This window comes from Streptomyces sp. bgisy159 (assembly GCF_965341775.1).
Lineage (GTDB): Bacteria > Actinomycetota > Actinomycetes > Streptomycetales > Streptomycetaceae > Streptomyces.
In genome coordinates this window covers 175,745-201,407 of record NZ_CBDQZH010000004.1, presented here as the reverse complement: position 1 = coordinate 201,407, position 25,663 = coordinate 175,745, and the positions used below count along the sequence as shown (strand labels likewise).

The window sequence follows — 25,663 nt, the reverse complement described above, 5'->3', positions numbered from 1 at the left end:
CGTTCAAATGACGGTTCTGTGAGCGGGGGGCGGCCGGATCGGCTCCGGTTCACCGGACGGCGGGCATCCGTTCCGTGGTATTGGGGGCGCCACGGGCCGGCACGACCTGGGCCGAACGGATGTTTCGCCTGGTGACGGGACTGGCCCCGAGGTCCGCCGGGAGGGGGACCGGTCCACGCGGACGACGGCCGGGTCATGCCCGAGGCCGAGGCCGGGGTCATACCCACGGCGGTCCCGGGGGTCATCTCATCGTCGGGTCCGTGGTGGGGCGAGCCGCCGGGCCCTGGTGGACCGGTGGCCGGAAACACTCCCACGGGCGGCACCGGTCCAGGACCGGCGACGAGCGCAGACCGCCCCGGCCGACGGGGGAGAGGCCGGCCGGGGCGGTCGGTTGGGGGCGGCTGGTCCGTGGGGCAGGTCCGTGGGGGTCCGTGGGGCAGGTCCGTGGGGCAGGTCCCTTTTGTGCAGCTCCGTGGGGGAGGGAGGTCCCTGGTGCAGGTCCCCTTGCACTGGTCCGGGGGGCGGGGCCCGGTGCAGATCCCGGGTGCGGGCCCTAGCGTGAGCCGTAGGGCAGGAGGGCCATCTCACGGGCGTTCTTGATCGCCCGGGCCAGCAGTCGCTGCTGCTGGGACGTCACCCGGGTCACCCGCCGACTGCGGATCTTGCCGCGGTCGGAGACGAACTTCCGCAGCAGGTCGGTGTCCTTGTAGTCGATGTAGGTGATCCCGGCCTGGTCCAGCGGGTTGGGCCGGTGTCCGGTGGTGGGCTTGCGGTCGCGCTTGGCGGGCATGGGTCAGATCTCCAGCAAGGTGTCGAAGGCGGGCGGCAGCCGCTTCCAGGCGTCCCGGCCGGCGGCGTACTCGGCCTCGGTGAGCAGGCAGGACTCCAGCAGCCGGGCCAGTCCGTCGCGGTCGAGGCCGGGCGAGGTGAAGACGAGGTGCTGGCAGCGGTCGCCGTGCTCGGGGTGCCAGTCCATCGCGGCGGCGGCACGGCGCACCGCCGGCACCATGTCCCAGGCCGCGTCGGGCAGCGCGGCCAGCCAGGGGCCGGCCGACTCCACGCACAGGGCACCCCCGGCCGCGTCCCAGTGGAGCAGTGTGTCGGGCCGGTCCGCGAGCCAGAACCGGCCCCGGCTGCGGGCGGCGGCGCAGGTCAGGTCCTCCAACGCCGCGTACAGCCGCTCCGGGTGGAAGGGGCGGTGGCGGCGCCAGACGAACGTCCCCACGCCGTGCGCGTCGGCCTCGGCGGGCAGCAGGGCACAGGCGGGGTGCTGGGCGGCGGCAGCCGCCTCCACGTCGAACCCCGCCAGGGCGGCTGCGGCGAGGGGGGAGGGGTCGGGCGAGGGTGGGATCGGGGAGACAAGGTGAGTCGGAGGGGTCGGGGAGCCCGGGGAGGCCGGCGGGGTCGGGGAAGCCGGCGGGGCCGGAAGGGGCGGTTCGGCGTTTGCACGTGCAGCCGGCGGTGCCCCCGGCGCGCTCCCCCGGGGCGTCGTGGCGTCCGCCGCGGCGTCGGAGCCCGCGCTGCCCGGCGGCCCGCCCGGCCGTCCGTCCCGTACGAGGACGCGGCGGGCCGTCGGATGGAGCTGCGCCAGCAGCTCGTGGTCCTCGTCGTCGGCCTCCGGGGAGGCGAGAACGGCGAGGACCGGGGCGTACTCCAGCTGCCGCGCGAAGGTGTCGGCCACGGTGCGCCGGTCGGTTGCGGCCGCCGCGAGGCCGCGCTCGGCCAGGTCGTCTCCGTTGCCGAGGTACGGCAGCACCAGCGCCGGGTCGACGGCCGTGATCACGCCGGTGACCGTGAGCCCTCCCGCGACGACGACCTCGGCCATCGCCTTCGGCTCGACGGAGTCCCACAGCTCGACCACCGCGAGCCGCGTCACCCCGTCCTCGGCGAGCCGGCGCAGCTCGGGCACCAGGTCCTCGCGCAGCGCGCAGCACGCGCAGTCGTTGACCAGGGGTGCCTCACCGGCCGCGAGAACGCCGCCTGCGTCGCGGATCGTCCGTACGACGGTCCCGGCGCCGGCCGTGGCCAGGTCGTGGTGGAGCACGACCGCGCCGGTGACGTCGGCGAGCAGCCGGTCGACCGCCGCCCGGCGGGCGTCGGCGTGCAGCCCGCCGACGATCACGACGGGGAGCATCAGCCCTTCTTCCCGTACCGGCGCTCGAAGCGCTCGACGCGTCCGGCGGTGTCCAGGACGCGGGCGGTGCCGGTGTAGAAGGGGTGGCTGACGTTCGAGATCTCGACGTCGACGACGGGGTAGGTGCCGCCGTCCGCCCACTCGATCGTCTTCTCGCTCGTCATGGTGGAGCGGGTCAGGAAGGCGTGGTTCGCTGCCCGGTCCCGGAAGACGACGGGACCGTACGGCGGGTGGATTCCGTTGCGCATGGCGGTGGTCAGCGCTCCTCTCGGAAGTCGACGTGGCGGCCGGCGACCGGGTCGTACTTGCGCAGGGTCATGCGGTCCGGGTCGTTGCGGCGGTTCTTGCGGGTCACGTAGGTGTAGCCGGTCCCCACCGTGGACCGGAGCCTGATGACCGGGCGGAGTTCGTTGCGTGCCATGCTGCTATCTTACTGAAAATGAATCCCATTACCACCCTCGCCCCAGGAGAGGTACGTCACCCATGTCCGCTCACTGCATGCTGACCGGCACCCGGCCCGGCTTCGGCAACCGCGTCTCCCACTCCCACCGGCGGACCTCCCGCCGCTTCGACCCCAACATCCAGTCCAAGCGCTACTGGCTGCCGAGCGAGGGGCGGTACGTCCGGCTGCGGCTGAGCACCAAGGGGATCAAGACGGTCGACGCGCTCGGGATCGAGGCCGCGGTGGCCCGGATCCGCGCACGGGGGGTGCGGGTCTGATGGCGAAGAAGAGCAAGATCGCGAAGAACGAGAAGCGACGGGAGACCGTCGCGCGGTACGCCGCCCGCCGGGCCGAGCTGAAGGAGATCGTCCGCCGTCCGACGTCGACGGCCGAGGAGCGGGCCGCCGCCCAGGCGGAGCTGCGCCGCCAGCCGCGCGACGCGAGCGCCACCCGGGTGCGCAACCGGGACCAGGTGGACGGGCGTCCCCGTGGGTACTTCCGGACGTTCGGGCTGTCCCGGGTGAGCCTGCGGTCGCAGGCGCACGCGGGGCACCTGCCGGGGGTGCGGAAGTCCTCCTGGTAGTGCCTGGTAGCTTGCTGCGGACCTGCCGGAGGGGTGGGCCTCTCCGGGGTCTTCCGCCGGGCTCAGCGTGTTTGGGGAGTTGCTGTGACTTCAGTGATGTACTCGACCCGGCGGGGTCCTGAGGCCCGCCGGCGGACGTGGGCCGCGGGCGTCGCGCTGGCCGGTGCGCTGGCGGTGACGCTGACGGCCTGCGGCGGCGGTGGCTCGGACGACGGTTCCTCCGCCGCCCCGGGCACCACGGCGACGGCGGACGGCGGCGCCACCGGCGGGGCTTCGAGCGGCGGTTCCGGCGACGGCTCGGCGAATCCCACGGCGTCCGCGTCCGCCTCCGCGGGGCCGCTGGAGGGCAGCTGGCTGGCCACGGACGGCGGCGAGGCCGTCGTCCTGATGGCGATCGGCGACAAGGCCGCCCTCTACGCGACCGGCGGGACCGTCTGCAAGGGCACCCTGGGCGAGGAGTCGGGGACGCGGGTCTTCCGGCTGGGCTGCGCCAGCGGCAGGAAGGACCGCGTCGTCGGCGAGGTCGACTCCGTCGGCGGCGACACGCTCAAGGTGACCTGGGACAGCGCGGTCGGCACCGAGACGTACCGCAAGGCGGGCGAGGGCAGCCTGCCGTCCGGGCTGCCGGAGGCAATGGCGTCGCAGACGCCGGCCGTCGGCCCGTAGGCCCCTTCGCCGACTGCGGAGGTCGGCAACGCAGGTCGGCAACGCAGGTCGGCAGACAGGTCGGCAACGCACGTCTACGGCGCAGGACAGCGGCGCAGGTCGACGGCGCAGGTCGACGGCGCAGGACAGCGGCACAAGATGACAACACAGGTCGACGACACCGGCGACCAAGTAACCCACGCACCTCACGACCCCGAGGACAGCCACGATGCGCTCCGGACCGCTCCCCCGCACCAAGGGCCGCACCTCCCTTGCCGCTCTCACCGCCCTCGGCGCCCTCGCCGCGGCTCTGCTGCTGACCGGCTGCGACAGCGGAGGCACCAGCGGCGCCGACGGCGGCACGAGTGCCGCCGCGGGCGGGACCGACGACGGGCAGGCCCCGGCCACGGCCACCCACCCTTGCACCGCCGAGGCGCTCGACTCGCAGCTCGGCCCCGTCAACGCCGCCCCGGCTGCCGGTGACACCGGCAGCGTCACCGTCACGATCACCAACACCGGGGCGGACTGCACCCTTGAGGGGTTCCCCGAGGTCCGGCTGACGGCGGCCGGTGCGGCGGTCCCGGTGCCGCGCCACCCGGCCGCCCGCGCCCAACCGCTCACCCTGGCAGGACAGGGCGCCGCCTCCTTCACCCTCACCTATGTGCGCGGCGCTGAGGGGCGGGACTCCATCGCCGCGGACACCGCCGCCTACACCCTGCCCGGCGGCTCGGCGCCCGCGTTCGACTTCCCGTGGTCGTACGGCGCCGTCGCCCGGAAGGACGGCGGGCCGGCCGCGACCGTGAGCGCGCTCCAGGCGGCGGGCGACTGAACTCAGCCGTGGCGCGGCAGCCCTCGCCGGGGCTCCACGCGCGCGTGGTCGGCGGCCTGGGCGCCCTCGGCCCAGCCGGCCTCGTCGGTGACGCCGCGCAGGCGGGTGGTGACCGTCTCGGGGAAGAGACGGTCCGTTGTGGCGGTGACGGCCACCTCGCGGGAGGCGAGAACGGGCAGGAGGTCCGCACCGACATGACTGCGCGCGGCCGAGGTGGCCGAGGCGAGCCGGGTGCCGACGCGGTGCGCGTAGGCCGCGAGGAAGGCCTGCCGGAAGGTCTTGGTGCGCTTGCGTCCGCCGGCTCGCTGGGCGGCCTCCGCCTTGGTCAGCGCGGTCTGGGCCTGGACGAGCAGTGAGGTGTGGAGCAGTTCCACCACCTCCAGGTCTGCCTCGAAGCCGACGACCGTGGAGAAGCCGAAGGGTTCGTTCCACACGGCCCGGCAGTGGTTGGCCGCGGCGACCGCGTCCAGCAGCACCGCCTTGGCCTGCTCGTACGGCGGCTCCACGCCGATACGGCAGGCGCCGGGCACGTCGGCCGCGGGCGCGGCGGCGTCGAGCAGCGCCTCGTCGACGCTGTGCCGGGCCATCAGCTCCTGCGCCTTCGCGGTCAGCGCCTCGGCCTCCTCGGGGAACCCGGTGGCCTCCGCCTTGGCGAGCAGGCCGCGGATCCGCGTGAGCATGCGGGTGTCCGACCGGTGCCCGCGGACCGGCTCGGGCAGGGGCTCCAGGGCGGGCAGGCGCAGCAGCAGGCGGTACAGCTCCAGGACGGCGGTCGCGTGGGAGAAGCGGTCGGTGCGGGGCGGCGGGTCGGCGGGCAGCTCGTCGAGCTGCGCGGCCCACCGGCGACCCCGCGCGCGGTCGCGAGCGCGGCTGCCTTGCGCGTGGCTCCGAGTGCTGGCTTGCTCGCGGTCCTGGATGCGGTCTTGCGGGTGATCCTGGGTGCGGTTCTGGGTGCGGTTCTGGGTGCGGTTCTGGGTGCGTTCCTTGGCGTGGCTATGGGCGCCGTCCTTGGCGTGACCCTGGGCGCCATCCTTGGCGGGGTCCTGGGCGCCATCCTTGGCGGGGTCCTGGGCGCCATCCTTGGCGGGGTCCTGGGCGCCATCCTTGGCGGGGTCCTGTGCCGCCTGGGCGCGGATCAGCGCGGCGACGTGGCGTACGTGTACCTCGTCCAGGTCCCGGCGGACGATCCGCACCACGTCGGCGGGCTGCCAACCGCGCCGCCACAGGGCCGCCACGAACTCCGTTCCGCGTGCGGCGAGTTCGGTGTCCGCCGCCACGTCCGCGGCGAGCAGCGAGGCTCCGGTGTCCAGGGAGGCGTCACCGGCGTCGTACAGGGCGGCCCGGAAGGCGCGTTCGACGGTGCCGGCGGGCGGGGCGTCCCGGGGCGTGCTGCCGGGGCGGTCGGTGGGGCTCACGGTCCGATCGTGCCACGGACGGCGAGTCGCCCGGTCGCGGCCGTCTCGACCCACACTGTCAACCCAAGGTTGCATACCGAGGACTGTCAACCTATGGTTGACACATGTCGACGAACCAGAGCATCACGTCATCCGTACGGCTCGACGACCTGATCGCGGCCATCAAGAAGGTCCACCCGGAACCCCTCGACCAGTTGCAGGACGCGGTGATCGCGGCGGACCACCTGGGGGACGTGGCCGACCACCTGATCGGCCACTTCGTGGACCAGGCCCGGCGGTCCGGCGCCTCCTGGACGGACATCGGCCGCAGCATGGGCGTCACCCGGCAGGCCGCCCAGAAGCGGTTCGTGCCGAAGGAGTCGGCCGACCTGGACCCGAGCCAGGGCTTCAGCCGGTACACCCCGCGCGCCCGCAACGCGGTGGTCGCGGCCCACAACGAGGCCGTCGCAGCCCGCAACCCCGAGGGCCGGCCCGAACACCTGGTCCTCGGCCTGCTGGCCGAGCCGGAGGGGCTGGCCGCCAAGGCGATCACCGCGCAGGGCGTCCTGCTGGACTCCGTACGCCAGAGCGCCGCCGCCGCGCTGCCGGCCGCCGCCGAGGAGGTCCCGGAACTGATCCCCTACGGCTCCGACGCGAAGAAGGTGCTGGAACTCACCTTCCGCGAGGCCCTGCGCCTCGGCCACAACTACATCGGCACCGAGCACCTCCTCCTCGCCCTGCTGGAGTTCGAGCACGGGGACGGCGTCCTCAGCGGCCTCGGCATCTCCAAGACACGGACCGAGGAGTACGTGGCGCGGGCCCTGTCCGAGTTCGCCAAGGGAATGGGCGCGGGCCCGGATTCGGCCACGGGCTCGGACCCGGCGTCGGACTAGGCCCCGGCCATCGGCTCGCACCCGCCGACGGCGCTCAGCCCCGGCCATCGGCTCGCACCCGCCGACGGCGCTCAGCCCCGGCCATCGGCTCGCACCCGGCGACGGGACGCAGACCCGGCAACGGGCATCCGGTCCGGCGACCAGGCATCCGGTCCGGCAACGGGCATCGGGGCCGGCAACGCGCATCGGGGCCGAGGACGGCCCACGTATCTCCGAGGGCTTGGAGACGGGCGTCCAGAGATGGGACCAGGGCCCCCCGGGACAGGGCGCCCCGCCACCCTCCGCGGACCGGATCGGTGCAGGTCGGGGCGGATTGTCAGTGCCGACTGGCACACTCGCGACATGACCGATCGGTGGGCACTCGCTCCGGCCGAGGGCGGTGGCGTGGAGCTCGCCCCCCTCGGCCCGGACGGGCTGCCCGCCGCGTCGGTCGTCCGGGAGCCGGATCTCGTCGAAGCCGTCCGCGGTCGGCCCGACGTGACCCGCTGGGTCTGGCGTTCCACGGCCGAGGTGTACCCGCGTCTACTCGCCACGGGGGTGCGAGTCGAGCGGTGCTACGACGTCGAGGACGCCGAGACCCTGCTCCTGGGTCACGAGGGGCGGTACGGGGAGCCCCGCTCGGCCGCCGCCGCCCTGGCCCGGCTGCGCGGCGGCCCCGTACCGCCCGACCCGCCGCAGCGGGCCGCCTCCCCCGGCGCCCAGTCACCGCTGTTCGAGCCGCAGGACACCGCCCGCCTGCCGCTGACCGACCTCCTCGCGGTCTACGCCGAACAGCAGAGGCGGCTCGACCGGACCGAGCACCCCGCCCGGATGCGGCTGCTGGCGGCGAGCGAGTCGGCGGGGATGCTGCTGGCCGCCGAGATGAACAGGGCCGGCATACCCTGGCGGGCGGACGTGCACCGAGCGGTCCTGCACGACCTGCTGGGCGAGCGGTACGCGGGCGGTGGCGAACCGCGCCGCCTGGCAGAGCTGGCCGAGGAGGTGTCGGCCGCCTTCGGCCACCGCGTACGCCCCGACCTGCCCGCCGAAGTCGTCAAGGCGTTCGCGCGGGCCGGGATCCGGGTCCGCTCCACCCGCCGCTGGGAGATCGAGTCGCTAGACCACCCGGCCGTGAAACCCCTCGTCGAGTACAAGAAGCTGTACCGCGTGTGGGTGGCCCACGGCTGGAGCTGGCTGCAGGACTGGGTGCGCGACGGCCGGTTCCGCCCCGAGTTCCTCGTCGGCGGGACGGTCACCGGGCGCTGGGTGACCAACGGCGGAGGGGCCCTGCAAATTCCCAAGGTGATCCGGCGTGCGGTCGTCGCCGACCCCGGCTGGCGACTCGTCGTGGCCGACGCCGACCAGATGGAGCCCCGGGTGCTCGCGGCGATCTCCCGCGACCCCGGCCTGATGGAGGTCGCCGGACGGGAGACCGACCTCTACCAGTCCGTCTCCGACCGGGCCTTCGCCGGCAACCGCGACCACGCCAAACTCGCCGTGCTCGGCGCCGTCTACGGGCAGACCTCCGGCGACGGCCTGAAGAACCTCGCCGCGCTGCGCCGCCGCTTCCCGCACGCGGTGGCGTACGTCGACGAGGCCGCGCGGGCGGGCGAGGAAGGACGCCTGGTCCGCACCTGGCTCGGCCGCACCTGCCCGCCGGCGGTCACCGCGGGGGAGGACCACGCGGAGGAGGCGGGCATCCCCCTCGGCGACGAAGCGGGCGGTCCCTTCGGGGCCGGCGAGAGCGGAGACGCCGACGAACGGCAGCAGTGGGTGCCGGGCTACGCGTCCGGCAACGCCCGCGCGCGGGGCCGTTTCACCCGAAACTTCGTGGTCCAGGGCAGCGCCGCCGACTGGGCACTGCTCATGCTCGCCGCGCTGCGCCGCACCTGCGCGGACATGGCCGCCGAGCTGGTCTTCTTCCAGCACGACGAGGTGATCGTGCACTGCCCGCGCGAGGAGGCGCAGGCGGTCGTGGCCGCGATCCGGGAGGCGTCGGAGCTGGCGGGGCGGCTGACGTTCGGGGAGACGCCGGTGCGGTTCCCGTTCACGACAGCGGTGGTGGAGTGCTACGCGGACGCCAAGTGAGGGGCCTCTCCTCGCCAGATTCGGGGTCCGCCGTCGCCAGCTCGCGGGCGAACTCGCGTACGAGGTCGTGGAGGGTGTAGCGGCCGTAGGTGGTCTCCTCCAGCAGGGCGACGTCGACCAGGCGGTCGAGCGCGGCCTCGGCGCGGTGTTCGTCGATGCCGGTGAGACGGGCGAGCAGGGATGTGCCGTAGGCGGGCTGATCGAGCGCGCCGATGCGGCTCAGGACAAGGGCCGCGTCCCGGTCGGCCTCGCGGTCGGACGCGGCGAGTGCGTCACGTGTGACGGCGAGCGACCTGCGCACGCTGAGGTCGTCGTATTCGAGTCGGCTCAGCCGTCCGTCGGTGGTGGCCAGTTGACCGGCGAGCACATCGGGGGTGAGGGCGCGGCGTGCGGCGAGACGGGCCGCGACGACGCGCAGGGCGAGAGGGAGGCGGCCGGTGAGATCGACCAGTGGATGCGACGCGTCGAGGCCGGTCCGTCCGGAGACCGCGCGCAGCAGTGCCGCGCTCTCCTGCGGCGACAGCGGCGCGAGCGGGAAGCGGTGGGCACCGTCGAGCACGGTCAGTGGTGAGCGGCTGGTCACGAGCACCGCGCAGCCGGGGCCGGCCGGGAGCAGCGGCCGCACTTGGGCGGCGTGCGCGGCGTCGTCGAGCAGGATCAGCGTGCGGGTGGGTGCGAGCAGCGTGCGCAGCAACGCTGACCTGGCCTCGTGGCGCTCGGGGATGCGGTGGGGTTCCGTGCCCAGGTCGCGCAGCAGGGAGGCGAGGGCCTGGTCGACGCGGAGGGGGATCGTGCCCGGGGTGGCGCCCTGCAGGTCGAGGTAGAGCTGACCGTCGGGGAAACGTTCCCTCAGGGTGTGGGCCACCCGCAGCGCGAGGGCGCTCTTGCCGACGCCGGCCATCCCGCTGACGACGGCGACCCGGGGGGCGCCCTCGCCGCCGGGCTCGGTGAGGGTGCGGTGGAGGCGGCGGACCTCGTCGGTACGGCCGGTGAAGGCGGCTGGTGGGGGTGGGAGTTGGGCTGGAGGGAGCGGGGCGGTGGGATCGGGGGTGCCGGTGGCGGGGGTGGGGGTGCCCGTGGCAGCGGTACCGGTGGCGGGGGTGGGAGTGCCCGTGGCAGCGGTACCGGTGGCGGGGGTGGGAGTGTCCGTGGCGGCGGTGCCGGTGACAGGGGTGGCCCCAGGGGAGGCAGGGTGACCAGTGCGGCCGGGCTGACCGAGGTGGTCGGGCTGGCGGGACTGGCCGGGCTGGCGCAGGTGATGGGGATGCTCGCGGTGGTCGCAGGCCGTGGGGCGGCCCGGGAACGAGGGGGCATCGGTGCGGCGCGGTGTCGAGGACGGGGTGGCCAGCGCGGCCGGGGCGGGCGACGCGCCGGCGTCCGGATCGTCCGCCGAAGCCGGTCCGTCGGCAGGGGGCGCCGCGTCGGACGGGGCCGCCTCGTCGCCCTCGCCCCTCACACTTCCGACGACCCGGGTACCGAAGTCGGCGCCGACGCCCTCCCGAACGCCGTCAGCCCGCCTCGCGCCCTCACCTCGTCCCGCGTCCTCACCTCGTCCCGCGCCCCCGGCCCATTCCACGTCCCCGGCCCATTCCACGTCCCCGGCCCGCCTCCCTCCCCCGGCCCGCCCCGCACGGTCGGACCGAACGTCTCCGCCCGCCAACGCAGTCCCGTCACCGTCCGCCGGGGCTTTCACCGCGTCCGCCTCCCCCGCTCCGCGGAGCACCTCCGCATGGGCGTCGCGGACGGACCGGCCCGGCTCGACGCCGAGTTCGTCGATGAGGCGGGTGCGCAGGTCGCGGTGGACGGCGAGGGCCTCGGCCTGACGTCCGGTGCGGTGCAGGGCGAGCATCAGCTGCCGCTGGTACGACTCACGGAGCGGGTGGTCGACGGCCAGCGCGGCGAGTTCGGGCAGCACACGGTCCAGCCGGGTTCCCCCGAGGGCCAGGTCGGCGTCGTAGCGCCATTCCAGCAGGAGCAGCCGGGCCTCCTGGAAGCGCTGGACGAAGGCGTAGCCGCCCAGTTCGGCGGGCAGACCGCTCAGCGGCGTACCCCGCCAGAGCGCGAGGCCGGCCACGCACTCGCGTACGACACGGTCCCAGTTCCGGGCGGCGTGCGCGGCCCGGGCGGCGGCCAGGTGGCTCTCGAAGGCATGCACGTCCAGTTCGCCCCACTCGACGCGCAGCAGGTAGCCGGGCGGTACGGCCCGCAGCCGCTCGGGGTCGTCGAGCAGGCGGCGCAACCGCGTGACGTGGTTGTGCAGGGACGCGCGGGCCGAGGCGGGCGGCGCGCCGCCCCACAGCACCTCCTCCAGCGACTCGACCGGAACGACCCGGCCGGCTTCCAGGAGCAGCGCGGCGAGGAGCGTGCGGACCTTGGGACTGCCGATGCTCCGCATCCCGAGTCCGTCGACCGGCTGGAGCTCCTGAGCCTCGCGGACCTCATGAAGTTCCTGCGCCTCGTGGACCTCGTCAGCCTCCTGAGCCTCGCGGACCTCCCGGAGTTCCTGTCCCCCGTGCAGTTCCCGGACCTCGCCCCCGGCCTCCCGGGCACCGGTACCGTCGGAATCACGGGCGCTTCCCGAGCCGGAGCGGCCGCCCGCGCCCTCGGCGTCGTAGAGAACCGTCGGTCCCAGCAGTCCGAACCGCAGCTCGTACCGCCGCTTCACGCCGATCCACCCACCTCGATTCGATACGGCGGCTTTCGGCCACCATGCCCTGGACGGTTCTCGGCGGCATCGGCCAGTTCCCGGGCCACTCGCCGCGCGAGCCGACGACTTCGCGCCAACTGCCGTGCGACGGCGGGGAGAACCGTTGGCCACATGTTAGCGATCCGTTGGTGCCGTTTGATGTGATCATTCCATCGGAACTGGCCCGAGGGCGCGCGCGTACGACGCGCAGCTCGGGGGAGTGTCGCCGTTGCGGCCGGTTCCGGGCGCGCGAGGGCCCCGGTCGGCGGAGGTGAACGACCGGGGTCTCGCCCATACAGGCAGATGGCCTCGACCCAGGCCACCGTTCACCCCGCTCAGGCCCCCGACGCAGGCCACCCCGGCTCAGATCGCATCAGCCCAGGTCACCGCGGCCGAGACCACCCTGGCTCAGATCACCGGCGGTCGGCCCAGCCGCGTGAGTCGCCACACCGTGCGCCAGCGCATGGGGCGCCGCGGGCCCGCCGGCTCGCGCACCCCCTCCACGAACCCGCCGAACCAGGCCCGCAGCCCGGCGGCCGACCGCGTACGCAGCAGGGTGACGGCGACCCACACGCCGAGGTGGACCGGGATGAGCGGCAGCGGAAGGTTGCGGCGGACCAGCCACACCCGGTTGCGGGCGGTGACGCGGTGATAGATGGCGTGCCGGGCGGGCGAGGTCCTGGGGTGCTGCAGCAGCAGTTCGGGCGCGTAGCGGATACGCCAGCCGGCGTCGGTGGCCCGCCAGGCGAGGTCGGTCTCCTCGTGCGCGAAGAAGAACTCGGCGGGCCAGTCGCCGGTCTCGTCGAGCATGGCCATGCTGAGCGCGTGACCCCCGCCGAGGAAGCCGGTGACGTACCCGCCGCGCATCGGGTCGGACGCGCCCACCCTCGGCACGTGCCGCCGCTGGGTCTCCCCCGTCTCGTCGGCGATGCGGAAGCCGACGATCCCAAGCCGCGGGTCGGCCGCGTACAGATCGCGGATCCGGCGCAGCACGTCCGGGTCGACCAGCAGTCCGTCGTCGTCCAGCTCGACCACGACATCGACGTCGCCGTACTCCCGGAGCCGGGCGAGCGCGACGTTGCGCCCGCCGGGGCAGCCGAGGTTCTCGTCCACCTCGATCGGAGTGACCTCACCGGGCAGCGAGAGCCGCTCGGCGAACTCGGGCAGCCGGCAGCCGTTCCCCACGATCACGAGACGGGCCGGCGCCAGGTCCTGCTTGGCCACGGACTCCAGCAGGGCGTCGACCTCGGTGGGCCTGTTGCCCATGGTCACGACGGCGACGGCGATCCTCGGCTCCACCAGGTCCCTCATCTCGTACGGCGACGACGACACCGGCGTCCGCGCGTGCCGCGCCTGTCGTTCACCCAGATGCCGGACACGCAGATGTCGGCCACGCAAATGTCAGCCCCGCGAACGCCAGGCACGCAAACGCCAGGCACGCAGATGCCAGGCACGCAGATGCCGGACACCCAGATGTCTGGCCCCTGGATGTCGTTCACGAAGATGTTGCCTCAAGGGCGGCCGTTGTCTCCGCCCGAGGTTCCTTTTGCCCAGCTCGGAGTGACGTGCGCCACACCGTGTCACAGCGGCGGCCCGCCCGGTGTCTTGAGGCCGAACCCCTGAAGACGCCGGAGACGTAGGAGACAGACACCATGGCTCAGAACACCGAAGTGATCGTCGTCGGTGGCGGATACGCGGGCGTCATGGCCGCCAACCGTCTCACCCAGCGCGACGACGTGACCGTGACGCTGGTCAACCCCCGCCCCGCCTTCGTCGAGCGGCTGCGCCTGCACCAGCTGGTGGGCGGGAGTGACGACGCGGTGGTCGACTACGGCGAGGTCCTGTCCGAGCGCGTGCGGCTGGTCGTCGACACCGTGACCCGCATCGACGCGCCCGACCGCCGCCTCGCCCTCGCCTCGGGCGACACACTCGGCTACGACTACCTGATCTACGCGGTGGGCAGCGGCAGCGCCGACCCGGCCGTGCCCGGGGCGGCCGAGTTCGCCTACCCGATCGCCACACTGGAGGACGCCGAGCGGCTGCGGCCGGCCCTCGACTCGGCCCCCGCCGGCGCCCCGGTGACCGTGGTCGGCGCCGGGCCGAGCGGCATCGAGGTCGCCGCCGAGCTGGCGGAGGCGGGCCGCGCCGTCACCCTGGTCTGCGGCGGCCCGCTCGGCCCCTACCTGCACCCCAAGGGCCGCCGCTCGGTCGCCCGGCAGCTCGCCCGGCTCGGCGTGACCGTCCTGGACGGCCCCGGCACACGGGTGACGGCCGTGACGCGGGACGCGGTACGGCTCGCCGACGGCCGCGACCTGCTGAGCCGGATCACCGTCTGGACCGCCGGCTTCTCGGTGCCGGACCTGGCCGCACGCAGCGGGCTGCGCACCGACACCCTCGGCCGGCTGCTCACCGACGAGACCCTGACCAGCGTGGACGACCCGCGCCTCATCGCCGCCGGGGACTCGGCCGCGCCGTCGGACCTGCCGTACCGGATGGGCTGCCAGTCGGCGGTCCAGCTCGGCCCGCAGGCCGCCGAGACCGTGCTCAGCCGTATCGCCGGCAAGGAGCCCGTGGCGGCGCAGGTGGGGTTCGCCGGACAGTGCATCAGCCTCGGGCGCCGCGCCGGCATCTTCCAGTTCGCACGCCGGGACGACAACGCGATCGGCCTCCACGTCGGCGGACGTCCGGGCGGCAGGCTCAAGGAGTACGTCGTCAAGCACACCGTCGAGCAGCTGGCGTACGAGGGCCGCAAGCCCGGTGCGCGCAGCATGTGGATCAAGGACGGCAAGCGGGAAGAACTCCTGCGGACCAAGTCGGCGAAGGCCCCGGCGAGGCCGGAACAGCCGACGGCACGGCCCACCGGACGGGCGGCCTGACGCGACGACACGACCCGTTCGCCGCCGGTGCACCAGGCGGCACAGCACGCCCCGGAGGCCGATTCATGCACGACGACGCGGACAGCCCGGTGAGCGACGACGCCACCAGGGCGACCGACACCTTCGTCGCCCACCGCAACCTGCTCTTCACCATCGCCTACGAGATGCTCGGATCGGCGGCCGACGCCGAGGACGTGCTGCAGGAGACCTGGCTGCGCTGGGTCGAGGTCGATCCCGGCCAGGTGCGCGACGACCGCGCGTACCTGGTCCGGATCACCACCCGCCAGTCACTGAACCGCCTGCGCACCCTGAAGCGCCGCAAGGAGGCCTACGTCGGCCCGTGGCTGCCGGAGCCCCTGCTCACGGCCCCGGACGTCGCCGAGGACGTCGAACTCGCCGAGAGCATGTCGATGGCGATGATGCTGGTCCTGGAGACCCTGTCGCCGACCGAGCGCGCAGTGTTCGTGCTGCGCGAGGTGTTCGACGTCGGCTACGACGAGATCGCGCCCGCCGTCGGCAAGACCCCCGCGGCGGTCCGCCAGATCGCCCACCGGGCCCGCCGCCACGTCGACGCCCGCCGTCCCCGCGAGGCGGTCTCCCCCAAGGCCGCGCAGGCCGCGCTGGAGTCGTTCCGGCGCGCGATCGAGTCCGGCGACCCGCAGGAGCTGCTCGACGTACTGGCCCCGGACGTCGTCCTCGTCAGCGACGGCGGCGGCGTCAAGCACGCGGCCCTGCGCCCGGTCGCCGGCGCCGACAAGGTGGCCCGCCTGTTCCTCGGCGGCCTGACCAAGCTCACCGAACCCCTCACCACGGCCCCCACCGTCATCAACGGCACCCCGGCGCTCCTCGTCCACCTGGCCGGCGAACTCGACGGCATCCTGGCCCTCCGGGTCCACGACGGCCGCATCACCGGCCTCTACTACGTCCGCAACCCCGCCAAACTCACCCACGTCACCTCGGAGACCCCCCTGAGCCTGCGCTGACACCGCCTCGCGGCCCGGCAGGGCCGCAGGACACACGGAAAGGGCGGGGATGCCGGACGCGGCCGACCGGGATCTGTTCACGAGACCGACCGTTCTCATGAACACAGCAAATGGACGGCGGCCGTGAACACCGGGGGCATCCGCGACGCCGCGGGGACGATGAGGCGGGCGGTACCAGGACGGCGGCTCGCGACCAGCAGGGTCCCGGTCAGCAGCCTGTGACGCCGGGTCAGCCGGGCCCAGGCGCGCTCGTACTCCTCCGGCCGTCCGGCGGCCAGACAGCGGACAGCCGCCCCGGCCGTCGCCAGCGCGAGGGCGACGCCCTCGCCGGTGAGGGCGTCCAGGTAGCCGGCGGCGTCGCCGACGAGCAGGACGCGGCCGGCGGCCCTGCGCCGCACCCGCTGCCGCAGCGGTCCGGCACCGCGTACGTCCGTCGCGGCCGGGCCGCGCAGCGCCGCAGTGAGCGCCGGGAAGGCGGCCAGGTGCTCGTCGTACCCGCGACGGGTGCGGCTGAGGACCGCGACGCCCACCAGGTCGTCGCCGACCGGTGTCACGTAGGCCTCGCCGTCCCGGGACCAGTGGACCTCCACGAAGTCCGTCCACGGCTCGACGCGGTAGTGCCGGCGCAGTCCGTAGCGGCCGTGGGAGCGGCCCGGCAGATCCAGGCCCAGGCCGCGGCGCACCGGGGAGTGCAGGCCGTCAGCGGCGATCAGCCAGCGGGCCGTGATCCCGGCGGCGGTGACCGTGTCCGCGTCCTGGCGCACCTCGTCGACCCTGCCCGGCAGCACGCGCACGCCGAGACCGAGGGCACGCTCGTGCAGCGCGGAGTGCAGCGCCGTGCGACGGACCCCCAGGCCTCCGTGGTCCCGGAAGGGCGCTTCGGCGCGGGCGGTGCCGTCCAGGTAGCGGATGCCGCGCAGTTCACGGCCGCCGACCTCGACGCCCAGTGCCCGCAGCGCGGCGACACCGCCGGGCATGACGCCCTCGCCGCAGGCCTTGTCCACGGGGGCGGTCCGGGGCTCGACGACGACGGCCTCCAGGCCGGCGAGCGCGGCGTGGATGGCGGCGGCCAGACCGGCCGGCCCGCCACCGGCCACCAGTACGTCGATCACGCCTGCGCGGGCCCGGTCGGCGAGGCCGCGGCGGCGAGCGCACGGTTCTCGCAGCGGATGCGCACGGTGAGCAGGGCGGCGTTGAGCACCGTGAACAGGACCGCGGTGGTCCAGGCGGTGTGGACCATGGGGAGGGCCACCCCCTCGGCGACGACGGCCACGTAGTTCGGATGCCGCAGCCACCGCCGGCGGTAGGGGCCTCCGGTCACCAGTGGCAGACCGGGTACGACGATCACCCGAGTGTTCCAGCGAGGTCCCAAGGTGTGGATACACCACCACCGCAGCGCCTGGGAGGCCGCCAGCACGGCCAGCATCGGCCAGGCCAGGCCGGGTACGAAGGGCCGGCCGGTCAGCCACACCTCGGCCGGGCAGGCGATCAGCAGGCCGGTGTGGAGGGTGACCATCGCCGGGTAGTGGCCCTGCCCGGTCACCCTCGCGCCGCGGGCGGTGCTCCACCGCTCGTTGCGGCGGGCGACGACGAGTTCGGCGACGCGCTCCCCCGCGACGGCGGCCACCAGCAGTCCGTACCAGATCATGTCCCCTTCGCGCCCTTCCCGACTTCCCGCGCTCTTGCCGTCCTTCCCGCGCCCTTCCCGACTCCCCGCGCCCTTGCCCCGTCCTTCCCGCGCCTTTGCCGTCCTTCCGCGCCCTTCCCTCCTCCGGCGGCGGCGGCCGGTACTACCAGCGCAGCAGGACCAGTTCGCAGGCGAAGCCGGGCCCCATCGCCAGTAGGACACCCGGCGTGCCCGGCGGCGGGCGGTGTTCGGCCAGGGTGTCGCGCAGTACGTGGAGAACCGACGACGACGACAGGTTGCCCGCGGCGGCCAGGTGACGCCACGTCACATCGAGTGCGCCCTCCGTCAGGTCGAGGGTCTCGCTGACGGCCTCGAGGACTTTGGGGCCACCGGGGTGGCACACCCAGGCGGTCACGTCCTTCGGCTTGATGCCGTGGTCGCCGAGGAACCCCTCGACGTCGTCGGCGAGGTGTTGGCGCACCACGTCGGGGACCCGCGGGTCGAGGACGACGCGGAAGCCGGAGTCCTTGACGTCCCAGCCCATGACGCGACCGGTGTCCGGATACAGGTGACTGCGGGTGTCCACCACCGTCGGGCCGGAGGTCTCCTCCCGGCGGTCCGCACCCTGGGCGACGACCGCGGCGGCGCCGTCGCCGAACAGCGCGGTGGCGACCAGGTTGGCCACGGAGGCGTCGTCGCGCTGGAAGGTGAGCGAGCACAGTTCGACCGACAGCAGCAGGGCCACCTGACCCGGCCTGCCCAGCAGGTAGTCGTGCATACGGGCCAGACCGGCTGCGCCGCCGGCGCAGCCCAGGCCGAACAGGGGCAGCCGTTTGACGTCCGGCCTCAGCCCCAGGCGGCCCACCAGCCGGGCGTCGATCGAGGGGGTTGCGATGCCGGTGACGGACGTGAAGAGCAGCAGGTCCACGTCGGCCGCGGACAGACCGGCCCTGTGCAGTGCTCCCTGGACGGCCTCGGCTCCCAGGTCGGTGGCGGCGGTGATGAAGACGTCGTTGGCGGTGCCGAATCCGTCCAGCTGCCCGTACCGTTCGAGCGGCAGCACCGTGTGGCGCGAGCGGACCTTCGCACTGCGGTGCAGCCGGTCCAGGGCCCTGCGGTCGGTGCCCTCGGGCAGACAGGTGCGGGCCACCATGTCGGTGATCTCGGACTGGGTGTGACAGTGCGGTGCGAGTACACCGTGAACGGCGGCGATCCGCGTCATAGGGTTCCCGTCCGGTGACCGACTGGGGTGAGTTCCTCTGCACGTTTCCCCGGACCGGGGCTCCGGCACCATGAATCGCCCGTCCGGCCGTCGCCCGGGCGCGTGGTCCCGCCGCGTGGGACGGGGCCGCCTACGATCGGCCGGGTGGTGACTCCCGAACAGTCGACGGCCGGTGACCCGGTCACGAGTCGCTCCGGCCGGGCCGCCGGCCTGGCCGGAGCGTGCCACCCCGGGCCGGTCGTGGCGGTCACCGCTCTGACGGTCGCACTCGCCGTCACCGCGGGCCAGACTCCGGCGCGTTGTGTCCTGACCGGAGCCGCCGTTCTGACCGGGCAACTGTCCGTCGGCTGGTGCAACGACGCGTTCGACGCGCACCGGGACGTCGCCGCCGGCCGCCGGGACAAGCCCCTCGTCGACGGCCCGATCGGTGCGGCTCAGGTGTGGTGGGCGGCGTTCACCGCGCTGGCGCTGTGCGTACCGCTCTCGCTCGCCTGCGGCCTGTGGGCGGGCACCGCTCACCTGACCGGAGTGGCGGCGGCGTGGTCCTACAACCTGCGGCTCAAGGCGACGGCGTGGTCCTGGACACCGTACGCGGTGGGCTTCGCCGCTCTCCCGGCATTCGTGGCGCTGGGGCTGCCGGGGCAGCCGTGGCCGGCGTGGTGGGCCGTCGCCGCCGGGGCGATGCTCGGGATCGGCGCCCATCTGGGCGACGTACTGCCGGACATCCAAGGGGATCTGGCGACGGGCGTACGGGGCTGGCCGCACCGGCTGGGCCCGTACGGCACCCGGCTGCTGCTGCCGGTGCCGCTGGTGGCCGCGACCGCGGTGCTGGCGCTGGGGCCCGCCGGGCCACCCGGCAGGTGGGGAATGACGGCGCTCGTGGTGGCCGGCCTGGTGGCCGCGGCGGGGACCGTGCTGGGAGCCCGATGGATGCGGGCCGCGTTCGCCACCGCGGTCGCCGTGGCGGTGGTGGACGTGTCACTCCTGCTGCTGCGCGGCACCGGAATCGCCTGACAGTGAGGATGTGACGTGGTGACACCGCCGGCGGGTCTGCCCCCTCGCCTGGCTGACGTCTCGACTGCCCTGTCTGGGATGTGGCGGCCCGCCGAGCGTCATCCCGCACACGGCCGGACGGGCGTTGGCGACCTTATGGCGCCTCTGTGTGTCAAGCGCACGCCGACGCCCCCTTCGGCCCGTCAGCCCGCCGCCCCCGCGTACGGCCTGGCGGGCGCGAAGTCCGACGCCGCGAGGGCCGACGACGCGCTGCCGTACCGCTGCGGGCTCCACTCCACGAAGCTCACTTCGCCGTACGTCCGCCGGTCGGTGAAGTACTCGCCGCACAGCCCCTCGCCGGGTACGGCGCCGATCCACACCTCGGCCACGCCGCGGTGCCGCTGGCTGCGCTGCCGGGCCACGGGCCGGGGCTGGTTGGTGAACTGCCAGCGCAGACACCAACGGCCGTCGTCACCGCGCAGCAGCGAGGCGTGGGTGGAGGTGGACACCGAGTCCTCGGTGAAGAGGGACACGCTGACACGTGAGGCGCTCTGCACCACATGGAGGGCGGCGGGGATCGAGGGCACCGGCGTGCCGTCCTCCCGGATGATGGAGGTGGTCACCTCGCCCCGCCAGGTGCCCTGCAGCAGCGGGCTTCCGGTGAACCGGCGCACGAGCTTCCACCGCCACAGGTACCTCTCGTACGCGAGGGCCAGGATGGTCACCGTGGTCCCGGCCGCCGAGAAGAGCCGCAGCGGGGTCGGGGAAAGCGTGTCGTCGGTGAGCAGGGCGAGGACGAGCCACACCAGACAGACGATGCCGACGGTGACCTGCTGCCGTATGTCCTTCATGTGCGTCGCCGCCCGGCACCGCGTACCTGATCCGAGGGAATCGGGAACGCCGTGCGGAACACGAACCCGCGCGGATCGTCGTCGTCTCTGGCCAGTACGACGCGGATGCCGGTCACCTCGATGCCGTCCGCGTGGTCGCGGCTGCGGGCCCAGCGGCCGGTTGTCCTGCCCAGGTCGGTGTCGCAGACGAAGTGATCCGGGTTGTCGCTGACCAGCCAGGCGACCATGTCGCCGGCGGAGTGGTACAGGGCGTCGTTGACGGCGTCGGCGGCCTGTCCCGGGGTGTCGAAGGAGGACGCGCCGGCCTCCGAGTCGTACGACGGGAACTCCCGCAGTTCGTCGGCGGAGCACCCGACGTGCTTGTCGATGGCGTGCCCCACGTCGCGCAGTTCCTCGCGGTACAGGTCGCTCAACACGTCGACGCCGGAGGGCGGCAGCCGGTCGGCCACCTCGCGGTACGACTCGTCCTGCTCGCGGAACTCGGCGACCCGTCCCCTCTCCCGATGGTGGTCGGGATGCAGGTCGCGGTGGTCGTCGAGTGCCTGCCGCAGCCTGTCGTGGTGGTCCTGCTCGTCCTCTGGGGTGTCGTGAAAGATCACCGTGTACCGCCCGCCCGTGCCGCCTGTTTGCGTACGACCGCCGCCAGATCGGACTGCCGGCGCTGGGGCGTCAGGCTGGGGAGCGGTCTGGTGAGATCCGTGTGGACCAGCGCGCAGTACGTGTCGGCCACGTCGCTGGCGCAGGAGCGGGCCATGGCCTGGGCGAGGTCGGCGAGAGCCGGCCCGCGGTACGGCTCACCACGCGGCGCCCGGTGCGCCTCGGCGCGTTCCTCCCGGCGCCGGGCGAAGGCGAGGGCTCGGCCCCGTTCTCTGCGGCGCGGGAGGCAGCCGTCCTGGCAGATGTCGCGGGAGCACAGCTCGTACGGCAGCAGCCGGGCCTGGTCGCGGGTGGGCCCCGCCATGTGCCGTACGACGGTGTCGTCGTCGACGATGCGCGCGGTGTCCACGGCCGGGTCGGGCCGGATCCCGGCGAGCAGGGGGTCGGTGGTGCGGGGTGTGGCTACGAGTGCCTGGCCGCGGCGGAGGGCCGCCGCGGTCTGCGCGGAGCGTGGGCCGGCGCCCATGTCGCCGAGGGTGGCCTGCCGGCTCTGCTCGCTGCGCAGCGCGTGCATGATCTTCACGCCGGTGAGGGCGGTGGCGGCATCGTCCAGGCGTTCGGGCACCTGGTCGACGAGAACGAAGCCCTGCCCGAAGGAGCTGAGTTCGGCGAGGGCGTTGGCGAGGGCGGAGACCGCCTCGGCCGATCTGCGGTCGGGGCCGCCCGAGGGGCGGGCGAAGACGCGGTGGGCTTCCTCCAGCACGATGAGGTGGCGCAGCCGGCGGTTCTGGCTGCCGCGCAGCCGGGCGAGGGCGGACAACTGGGAGAGCAGAAAGCCGAGGGTCATGTCGATCGCGGCGGGGTCGGCCATGGCAGCCAGTTCCAGCACGGCGGGCCGGTCGATGAGTCCGGCCCAGTCGGTCTCCTCCATGGTGTCGAACATGTGGCCACGCTCGCCGGCGAGCAGGCCCCGTACGCGGGTGGCGAGGGCCGGGAACACGTTGAGGGCCTGGCCGTGGTAGTCGCTGTCGTCCTTCAGTGCCTCCAGGACGGGAAGCAGGGAGCGCAGGGTCGGGGCGGCGCCGGGCAGGGTGCGTCCGCCGTCCCAGCCGGCCCGGACGTAGGTCTCCTCCAGGGCGCGTTCGAGGATGAGCGGGAGGGCGCTGTCCATGTCGGGCACCACCGCGCGGAACACGGCCATCAGCGAGGAGATGTGGGTGTCGACGGTGACGCCGGGGGGCGGTTGAAGCGGGTTGAAACGCCAGGGCGCACGCTCGGAGTCGCCGAGGGTGTGGATGCGCAGCGCCTCCATCCCGGGCACGGCGAGCATGCCGCGGTGCTCGGTCTTGACGGGTTCGATGACCAGCCACGGCACCTGGTGGTCCCGCCAGAGCTGGACGAGGAGGCTCTGCAGGGTGGTCGACTTGCCGGTGTTGGGCGCCCCGACGATGAGGCCGTGGCTGACGAGGTCGTCGACGGGCAGGTGGACGGTGGTGGCGGGGCCGCCGCTGATCCGGTCGCCGAGGGCGAGCGCGGGGGTGCCCGGTTCGGTGTCGGGCGCCGGAGTGAGGCGGTCCAGTTCGGGCGACGACACATCCAGGCCGGGGCAGCCGTCGGGGCCGGGCACCGGGAGGACCAACATCGAGGCGGCTTCCTCGGGCCCGAACAGATAGGGCACGCGGCGGATGGTCTCGGGCGCCTGGGGCAGGTTCCACACGGGGTGGCCGCCCCAGGGCGCGATCGAGCCGCCCGCCAGGCACTGGGCTGCGAGCCGGAGTTCCTCGCGGTCACCGGGCCGGACGATGCGCACGCCGCCGGACATGCCGCGCTCGGTCACCTCGTGCGACGATCCCACGGCCGCCGCGAGGGTGGCGGCGATCGTGTCGGTGGCCGCGTGGTCCCCGACGACCGTGGCGCGGGCCAGGACCTTGGCAGGACTGTCCCCGAAGCGGCGCCAGGCCTCCAGGGCACGGCGGGCGTTCTCGTCGGGCGGCAGTTCCACTTGTCCGAGGTAGTCCGGCACGGTCCGGGCGGCGGCCTCGTACTCCAGGCCGGAGCAGAGATGGCCGTAGGCGTCGCTCTCCAAGGGGGTCAGCACGGTCGGCAGGAACACCAGGCTGACCAGGGCCGGCGACGGCGTGTGCAGCAGGGCGCGCAGGAACGGGGCCCAGGCGGAGCCGTCGCCGTGCAGTCGCCCGGGTACGTAGTAGTACTCGGCGGCGGAGTAGTCGGGCAGGGCGGGGGCGACGACCTCCTCGTGACGGCGGACCTCGGCGCAGGTGACCGCCCCCGGGGGAGCTGCGAGGACGTCGGCCTGGGCGACCGGCTCCACGACGAAGCCCGGGGGCAGCAACTGTGCGGCGGCGCCGAGCAGTTGCGCGGCTGACGACTCGGCCTCGTACCGCGTGCCGGCGGCGGCGCGGGCGACGAGGTGGCAGTCGATGCCCTGAGGCCGGCCGACGGCGGGCGCCGAGTAGCGGACCTCCAGGGCTGCGCGGTTCGCCCAGCCGTTCAGGGCCTGCACGATACGGCTGGACACGGCCCGCATCGCCGTGCCGCTGTCCACGGGGCCGTCGGCCGCCTCGGGCGCGCGGGGGCCCGCGACGATCCGGGCCACCGCGGTGGCCCAGCAGACCGGCCTGGCGAAGAAGTCCGTGTCGACCCAGATCACGGCCGTGTCATGACGGACGTCCGGCCACTGCACTTGATCACCTCCAGGAGTGAGAGCGGGCGTCGTGGCTCAGAGGTCGTCGAAGGGGTTGCGGGTGCGCTGCTCGGGCTGCGGTGTGGAGGGGGTGCGCGGGGTGTCGCCGCCGCTCATGAGGTCTGTGACGCTCTGCCGGGTGGCCTGGCGGCGCTCCGCGCGCTGCTGCCCGATGAGCAGCAGGATCGGCAGGCCGACGGGCCAGAAGATGCCCGGGACCATGGTCTTGAAGCGGGCGCCGATGCCGTTCAGACCGGATCCGTTGATGTCGGCCCAGTGCAGGTCGAAGAGGCGCATCGCGTAGCGGGTGGTGCCGATGATGCCGACGACGTAGACGATGAAGATGAACCAGCCCATGGCTGTCCTTCCGATGACGGCTGGGATGCTCGGGAACCAGACGGTCGGGCGACGGCGATCAGACGCCGAAGAAGCCGCTCTGGTACTTGCGGATCTCCTCGCGGGCGAAGCCGGTGCTGTCCGCGACGCTGTAGAGCGCGGGGACGACGGCGAGTCCGTGGACGGACTCGATGACCGCGGTGAGGTCGAGGTAGTCGAAGAGCCTGAGGTTGCCGGTGGTTCCGGTGAGGAGCCAGCCGGCGGTGAGGTTGGTGCCGACCGGGAAGCCGTAGTGCATCATCCGCAGGCCGCGGGCCTTGCGGTCCACGGGCTGGACGACGAGGAACCGGCGGGCGCCCTGTCCGCGCATCGCGGCGAACAGGCCGTCGGAGTTGCTCTCCAGGTTCATCTCGACGGGCAGGCCCTGCTCCTGGGTCGCTTTGGCGACCTCGCGCAGATAGCTGTCGGAGTGCCCGGCTGCGTTCGGGATCAGCTGGTTGAAGGAGTCGATGACGTCGAACTGGCTGAGGATTCCCACGGTGTCCCCCCGAGATCGTCCGATTGGCTGACTGATGGGGGAAGTGAACACGCCACATGGCGCACTTACGGCGCGCGGTGCGCCGTTACGACGCACGGGGCGCCCGTGTCACCAGGTCCGGCGGAGACCGACTCACCAGGTCCAGCGGAAGCCGACCACCGACCGCTCTACGTAGGACACAAAGCGGTGGGCGCGGCCTGTCTCGCACACCTGGGCGGGCTCCAACTGCACGGGGTCGCCGAGGTGATGGTCCGCCCAGGTCGCCCACCAGAGTCGGCTGGGCAGCCGGCGGGGCTCGAAGTGCACGGCCATGTCGAAGTTCTCGATCCGGCCGCGGGCGGGGCGCCGCACCTCCTGCGGGGGGTGCGCGGTGGGGCGGTAGACGGTCCGGTACTCGAAGGCGGTCCGCTGCCCCTGTGTCAGCGGCCGGGGAAACGTGATCTCGTGGGAGACCAGACCGTCGTAGTGATGTTCCGGTCCGAGGGTGCCGCCGTGCATCACCTCGATGGCCTCCACGGAGGATTCGTGATTGAACAAATAGCTGTCCACACCGTCCTGCAGAGCCATGATCACGTGCTTGGTACGGCGTTCGGTCAACTGCCCCTCGGGGTTGAGGAAATAACGTTCGAATACCGTCACCGTGCGATGCCATTGGCGTCGGACCATCGCCCGCGGTTCCTGGACCGCGTCGGAGATTCCGTCGGGCCGACTGCCCGACTCGCTTTCGTGGGTGGCACGCAGGGACTGGGCGTCGCGCTCGCTCATCCGGAAGGCGTCGATGAGCCAGGTCAGGGTCTCCGCCGTGATCATGGTGCCGTCGAGCGCGCGGCGGACACGGTCCTTCTGCTTGCGCGCGAGGGACTGCTCAGACTCGGGGAACTCGCCGGAATCCCACAGGTGTTCGGCCAGAACCTGAGCCACGGCGGCGATGTTGACCCGGCCGGCCGAACGGTCCCGCTGAACCCGGGCGCGCCAACGGCTGCGGTATTCCGGCCGGGTGTCGAGCAGCTCCGCGAGCAGCGCCGAAGTGACCTCGAAACATTTTTCCTTGATCAACGCGACTCCACCCGCGAGAAGCCGAATCACCACAATTCATTCATTGAACCACAGCGAAAAGATCGTCAAACATGACTAAGACAAAGGAAGTTGAATGACCGAATCGAGATGATCGGACACGACGGCCGTTAGTCTTGATCTTGGTCGTCGGGTCACGTGGTCGCATCCGCGGCGACGTTGTTCCAGTGCCGGTGGCAGGCAACGGCG

The 25,663-nt window shown here is 73.4% G+C and carries 25 protein-coding genes; 9 read left to right on the top strand and 16 right to left on the bottom strand.

Features of this window, described 5'->3' with window-relative positions; all coding sequences use genetic code 11:
• Window positions 1–553 precede the first annotated feature (553 nt).
• Genes rpsR through rpmG form a run of 4 tightly spaced genes read right to left on the bottom strand, consistent with a single transcriptional unit; the run spans window position 554 to window position 2,555 of the window.
• Window positions 554–790, bottom strand: coding sequence for a 30S ribosomal protein S18 (gene rpsR / locus ACSLTV_RS06580; RefSeq protein WP_432135216.1), 237 nt, complete (start codon window positions 788–790; stop codon window positions 554–556).
• A 3-nt stretch (window positions 791–793) separates the two neighbouring features.
• The gene (locus ACSLTV_RS06575; RefSeq protein ID WP_435611801.1) at window positions 794–2,134 is read right to left on the bottom strand and encodes a CobW family GTP-binding protein; all 1,341 of its coding nucleotides are present in this window, start codon (window positions 2,132–2,134) and stop codon (window positions 794–796) included.
• Complete coding sequence (locus ACSLTV_RS06570; protein ID WP_432135214.1) at window positions 2,134–2,382, bottom strand: type B 50S ribosomal protein L31; 249 nt, start codon at window positions 2,380–2,382, stop codon at window positions 2,134–2,136. The genes ACSLTV_RS06575 and ACSLTV_RS06570 overlap by 1 nt, the downstream gene beginning before the upstream one ends.
• 8 nt (window positions 2,383–2,390) lie before the next feature.
• Window positions 2,391–2,555: a 50S ribosomal protein L33 gene (gene rpmG, locus ACSLTV_RS06565; protein WP_432135213.1), complete on the bottom strand. Its 165-nt coding sequence runs from the start codon at window positions 2,553–2,555 to the stop codon at window positions 2,391–2,393.
• Window positions 2,556–2,617: 62 nt separating this feature from the next.
• On the opposite strand from rpmG, the gene rpmB reads away from it, so the two are divergent.
• From rpmB to ACSLTV_RS06545, 4 genes are all read left to right on the top strand, one after another.
• On the top strand, window positions 2,618–2,854 hold the full coding sequence (gene rpmB, locus ACSLTV_RS06560) for a 50S ribosomal protein L28 (RefSeq protein ID WP_432135212.1): 237 nt from the start codon (window positions 2,618–2,620) through the stop codon (window positions 2,852–2,854).
• The gene (gene rpsN / locus ACSLTV_RS06555) at window positions 2,854–3,159 is read left to right on the top strand and encodes a 30S ribosomal protein S14 (protein ID WP_432155986.1); all 306 of its coding nucleotides are present in this window, start codon (window positions 2,854–2,856) and stop codon (window positions 3,157–3,159) included. Before rpmB ends, rpsN begins: the two co-directional genes overlap by 1 nt.
• A gap of 84 nt (window positions 3,160–3,243) precedes the next feature.
• On the top strand, window positions 3,244–3,825 hold the full coding sequence (locus ACSLTV_RS06550) for a hypothetical protein (protein WP_432155985.1): 582 nt from the start codon (window positions 3,244–3,246) through the stop codon (window positions 3,823–3,825).
• Window positions 3,826–4,033: 208 nt separating this feature from the next.
• Window positions 4,034–4,633, top strand: a complete 600-nt coding sequence (locus tag ACSLTV_RS06545) for a DUF4232 domain-containing protein (RefSeq protein WP_432155984.1) — start codon at window positions 4,034–4,036, stop codon at window positions 4,631–4,633.
• Between the two features lie 2 nt (window positions 4,634–4,635).
• Here the strand turns inward: ACSLTV_RS06545 and ACSLTV_RS06540 are convergent, their stop codons facing one another.
• On the bottom strand, window positions 4,636–5,967 hold the full coding sequence (locus ACSLTV_RS06540; protein ID WP_435611823.1) for a DUF2786 domain-containing protein: 1,332 nt from the start codon (window positions 5,965–5,967) through the stop codon (window positions 4,636–4,638).
• A gap of 185 nt (window positions 5,968–6,152) precedes the next feature.
• Here ACSLTV_RS06540 and ACSLTV_RS06535 point away from each other — a divergent pair, with 185 nt between their 5' ends.
• Window positions 6,153–6,920: a Clp protease N-terminal domain-containing protein gene (locus ACSLTV_RS06535; RefSeq protein ID WP_432135207.1), complete on the top strand. Its 768-nt coding sequence runs from the start codon at window positions 6,153–6,155 to the stop codon at window positions 6,918–6,920.
• A 342-nt stretch (window positions 6,921–7,262) separates the two neighbouring features.
• On the top strand, window positions 7,263–8,987 hold the full coding sequence (locus ACSLTV_RS06530) for a bifunctional 3'-5' exonuclease/DNA polymerase (protein ID WP_432135206.1): 1,725 nt from the start codon (window positions 7,263–7,265) through the stop codon (window positions 8,985–8,987).
• Here the strand turns inward: ACSLTV_RS06530 and ACSLTV_RS06525 are convergent.
• Together ACSLTV_RS06525 and ACSLTV_RS06520 are read right to left on the bottom strand one after the other, a co-directional pair.
• Window positions 8,947–11,652 (bottom strand): BTAD domain-containing putative transcriptional regulator, encoded by a 2,706-nt coding sequence (locus tag ACSLTV_RS06525; RefSeq protein WP_435611800.1) that lies wholly within the window; start codon window positions 11,650–11,652, stop codon window positions 8,947–8,949. The two genes, ACSLTV_RS06530 and ACSLTV_RS06525, sit on opposite strands and share 41 nt — an antisense overlap.
• A gap of 429 nt (window positions 11,653–12,081) precedes the next feature.
• Window positions 12,082–12,975: a glycosyltransferase family 2 protein gene (locus tag ACSLTV_RS06520; RefSeq protein WP_432135236.1), complete on the bottom strand. Its 894-nt coding sequence runs from the start codon at window positions 12,973–12,975 to the stop codon at window positions 12,082–12,084.
• A 350-nt stretch (window positions 12,976–13,325) separates the two neighbouring features.
• On the opposite strand from ACSLTV_RS06520, the gene ACSLTV_RS06515 reads away from it, so the two are divergent.
• Window positions 13,326–14,549 (top strand): NAD(P)/FAD-dependent oxidoreductase, encoded by a 1,224-nt coding sequence (locus ACSLTV_RS06515; protein WP_435611799.1) that lies wholly within the window; start codon window positions 13,326–13,328, stop codon window positions 14,547–14,549.
• A 65-nt stretch (window positions 14,550–14,614) separates the two neighbouring features.
• A complete protein-coding gene (locus ACSLTV_RS06510) occupies window positions 14,615–15,532 on the top strand; it encodes an RNA polymerase sigma-70 factor (protein ID WP_432135203.1) in 918 nt (305 codons plus the stop codon).
• Between the two features lie 95 nt (window positions 15,533–15,627).
• On the opposite strand, the gene ACSLTV_RS06505 is transcribed toward ACSLTV_RS06510, so the two are convergent.
• From ACSLTV_RS06505 to ACSLTV_RS06495, 3 genes are all read right to left on the bottom strand, one after another.
• Window positions 15,628–16,644 carry an NAD(P)/FAD-dependent oxidoreductase gene (locus ACSLTV_RS06505; protein WP_432135202.1) on the bottom strand — a complete coding sequence of 339 codons (1,017 nt, stop codon included), beginning with the start codon at window positions 16,642–16,644 and terminating at the stop codon, window positions 15,628–15,630.
• Window positions 16,641–17,180, bottom strand: coding sequence for an isoprenylcysteine carboxyl methyltransferase family protein (locus ACSLTV_RS06500; RefSeq protein ID WP_432135201.1), 540 nt, complete (start codon window positions 17,178–17,180; stop codon window positions 16,641–16,643). Before ACSLTV_RS06500 ends, ACSLTV_RS06505 begins: the two co-directional genes overlap by 4 nt.
• A gap of 142 nt (window positions 17,181–17,322) precedes the next feature.
• Window positions 17,323–18,381 (bottom strand): type III polyketide synthase, encoded by a 1,059-nt coding sequence (locus ACSLTV_RS06495; RefSeq protein ID WP_432135200.1) that lies wholly within the window; start codon window positions 18,379–18,381, stop codon window positions 17,323–17,325.
• 144 nt (window positions 18,382–18,525) lie between these two features.
• Between ACSLTV_RS06495 and ACSLTV_RS06490 the strand changes: the two genes are divergently transcribed.
• A complete protein-coding gene (locus ACSLTV_RS06490) occupies window positions 18,526–19,395 on the top strand; it encodes a UbiA family prenyltransferase (protein WP_435611798.1) in 870 nt (289 codons plus the stop codon).
• A 182-nt stretch (window positions 19,396–19,577) separates the two neighbouring features.
• Here ACSLTV_RS06490 and ACSLTV_RS06485 read toward each other — a convergent pair whose 3' ends face one another.
• The 6 genes from ACSLTV_RS06485 to ACSLTV_RS06460 form a co-directional block, all read right to left on the bottom strand.
• Window positions 19,578–20,225 carry a hypothetical protein gene (locus tag ACSLTV_RS06485; protein ID WP_435611797.1) on the bottom strand — a complete coding sequence of 216 codons (648 nt, stop codon included), beginning with the start codon at window positions 20,223–20,225 and terminating at the stop codon, window positions 19,578–19,580.
• Window positions 20,222–20,824 carry an RNase A-like domain-containing protein gene (locus tag ACSLTV_RS06480; RefSeq protein ID WP_432135197.1) on the bottom strand — a complete coding sequence of 201 codons (603 nt, stop codon included), beginning with the start codon at window positions 20,822–20,824 and terminating at the stop codon, window positions 20,222–20,224. Before ACSLTV_RS06480 ends, ACSLTV_RS06485 begins: the two co-directional genes overlap by 4 nt.
• Window positions 20,821–23,526, bottom strand: a complete 2,706-nt coding sequence (locus ACSLTV_RS06475; RefSeq protein ID WP_435611796.1) for an ATP-binding protein — start codon at window positions 23,524–23,526, stop codon at window positions 20,821–20,823. Before ACSLTV_RS06475 ends, ACSLTV_RS06480 begins: the two co-directional genes overlap by 4 nt.
• A gap of 36 nt (window positions 23,527–23,562) precedes the next feature.
• Window positions 23,563–23,883, bottom strand: coding sequence for a hypothetical protein (locus ACSLTV_RS06470; protein ID WP_432135195.1), 321 nt, complete (start codon window positions 23,881–23,883; stop codon window positions 23,563–23,565).
• Window positions 23,884–23,941: 58 nt separating this feature from the next.
• Window positions 23,942–24,400, bottom strand: a complete 459-nt coding sequence (locus tag ACSLTV_RS06465) for a hypothetical protein (protein WP_432135194.1) — start codon at window positions 24,398–24,400, stop codon at window positions 23,942–23,944.
• 132 nt (window positions 24,401–24,532) lie between these two features.
• A complete protein-coding gene (locus ACSLTV_RS06460; RefSeq protein WP_435611795.1) occupies window positions 24,533–25,489 on the bottom strand; it encodes a hypothetical protein in 957 nt (318 codons plus the stop codon).
• Window positions 25,490–25,663: the final 174 nt, after the last annotated feature.

Excerpts from the sequence above, each read along its gene's own strand:
- rpsR (WP_432135216.1), bottom strand. The coding sequence starts at position 790 with ATGCCCGCCAAGCGCGACCGCAAGCCCACCACCGGACACCGGCCCAAC.
- ACSLTV_RS06575 (WP_435611801.1), bottom strand. The coding sequence starts at position 2,134 with ATGCTCCCCGTCGTGATCGTCGGCGGGCTGCACGCCGACGCCCGCCGG.
- ACSLTV_RS06570 (WP_432135214.1), bottom strand. The coding sequence starts at position 2,382 with ATGCGCAACGGAATCCACCCGCCGTACGGTCCCGTCGTCTTCCGGGAC.
- rpmG (WP_432135213.1), bottom strand. The coding sequence starts at position 2,555 with ATGGCACGCAACGAACTCCGCCCGGTCATCAGGCTCCGGTCCACGGTG.
- rpmB (WP_432135212.1), top strand. The coding sequence starts at position 2,618 with ATGTCCGCTCACTGCATGCTGACCGGCACCCGGCCCGGCTTCGGCAAC.
- rpsN (WP_432155986.1), top strand. The coding sequence starts at position 2,854 with ATGGCGAAGAAGAGCAAGATCGCGAAGAACGAGAAGCGACGGGAGACC.
- ACSLTV_RS06545 (WP_432155984.1), top strand. The coding sequence starts at position 4,034 with ATGCGCTCCGGACCGCTCCCCCGCACCAAGGGCCGCACCTCCCTTGCC.
- ACSLTV_RS06535 (WP_432135207.1), top strand. The coding sequence starts at position 6,153 with ATGTCGACGAACCAGAGCATCACGTCATCCGTACGGCTCGACGACCTG.
- ACSLTV_RS06530 (WP_432135206.1), top strand. The coding sequence starts at position 7,263 with ATGACCGATCGGTGGGCACTCGCTCCGGCCGAGGGCGGTGGCGTGGAG.
- ACSLTV_RS06515 (WP_435611799.1), top strand. The coding sequence starts at position 13,326 with ATGGCTCAGAACACCGAAGTGATCGTCGTCGGTGGCGGATACGCGGGC.
- ACSLTV_RS06510 (WP_432135203.1), top strand. The coding sequence starts at position 14,615 with ATGCACGACGACGCGGACAGCCCGGTGAGCGACGACGCCACCAGGGCG.
- ACSLTV_RS06500 (WP_432135201.1), bottom strand. The coding sequence starts at position 17,180 with ATGATCTGGTACGGACTGCTGGTGGCCGCCGTCGCGGGGGAGCGCGTC.
- ACSLTV_RS06495 (WP_432135200.1), bottom strand. The coding sequence starts at position 18,381 with ATGACGCGGATCGCCGCCGTTCACGGTGTACTCGCACCGCACTGTCAC.
- ACSLTV_RS06485 (WP_435611797.1), bottom strand. The coding sequence starts at position 20,225 with ATGAAGGACATACGGCAGCAGGTCACCGTCGGCATCGTCTGTCTGGTG.
- ACSLTV_RS06470 (WP_432135195.1), bottom strand. The coding sequence starts at position 23,883 with ATGGGCTGGTTCATCTTCATCGTCTACGTCGTCGGCATCATCGGCACC.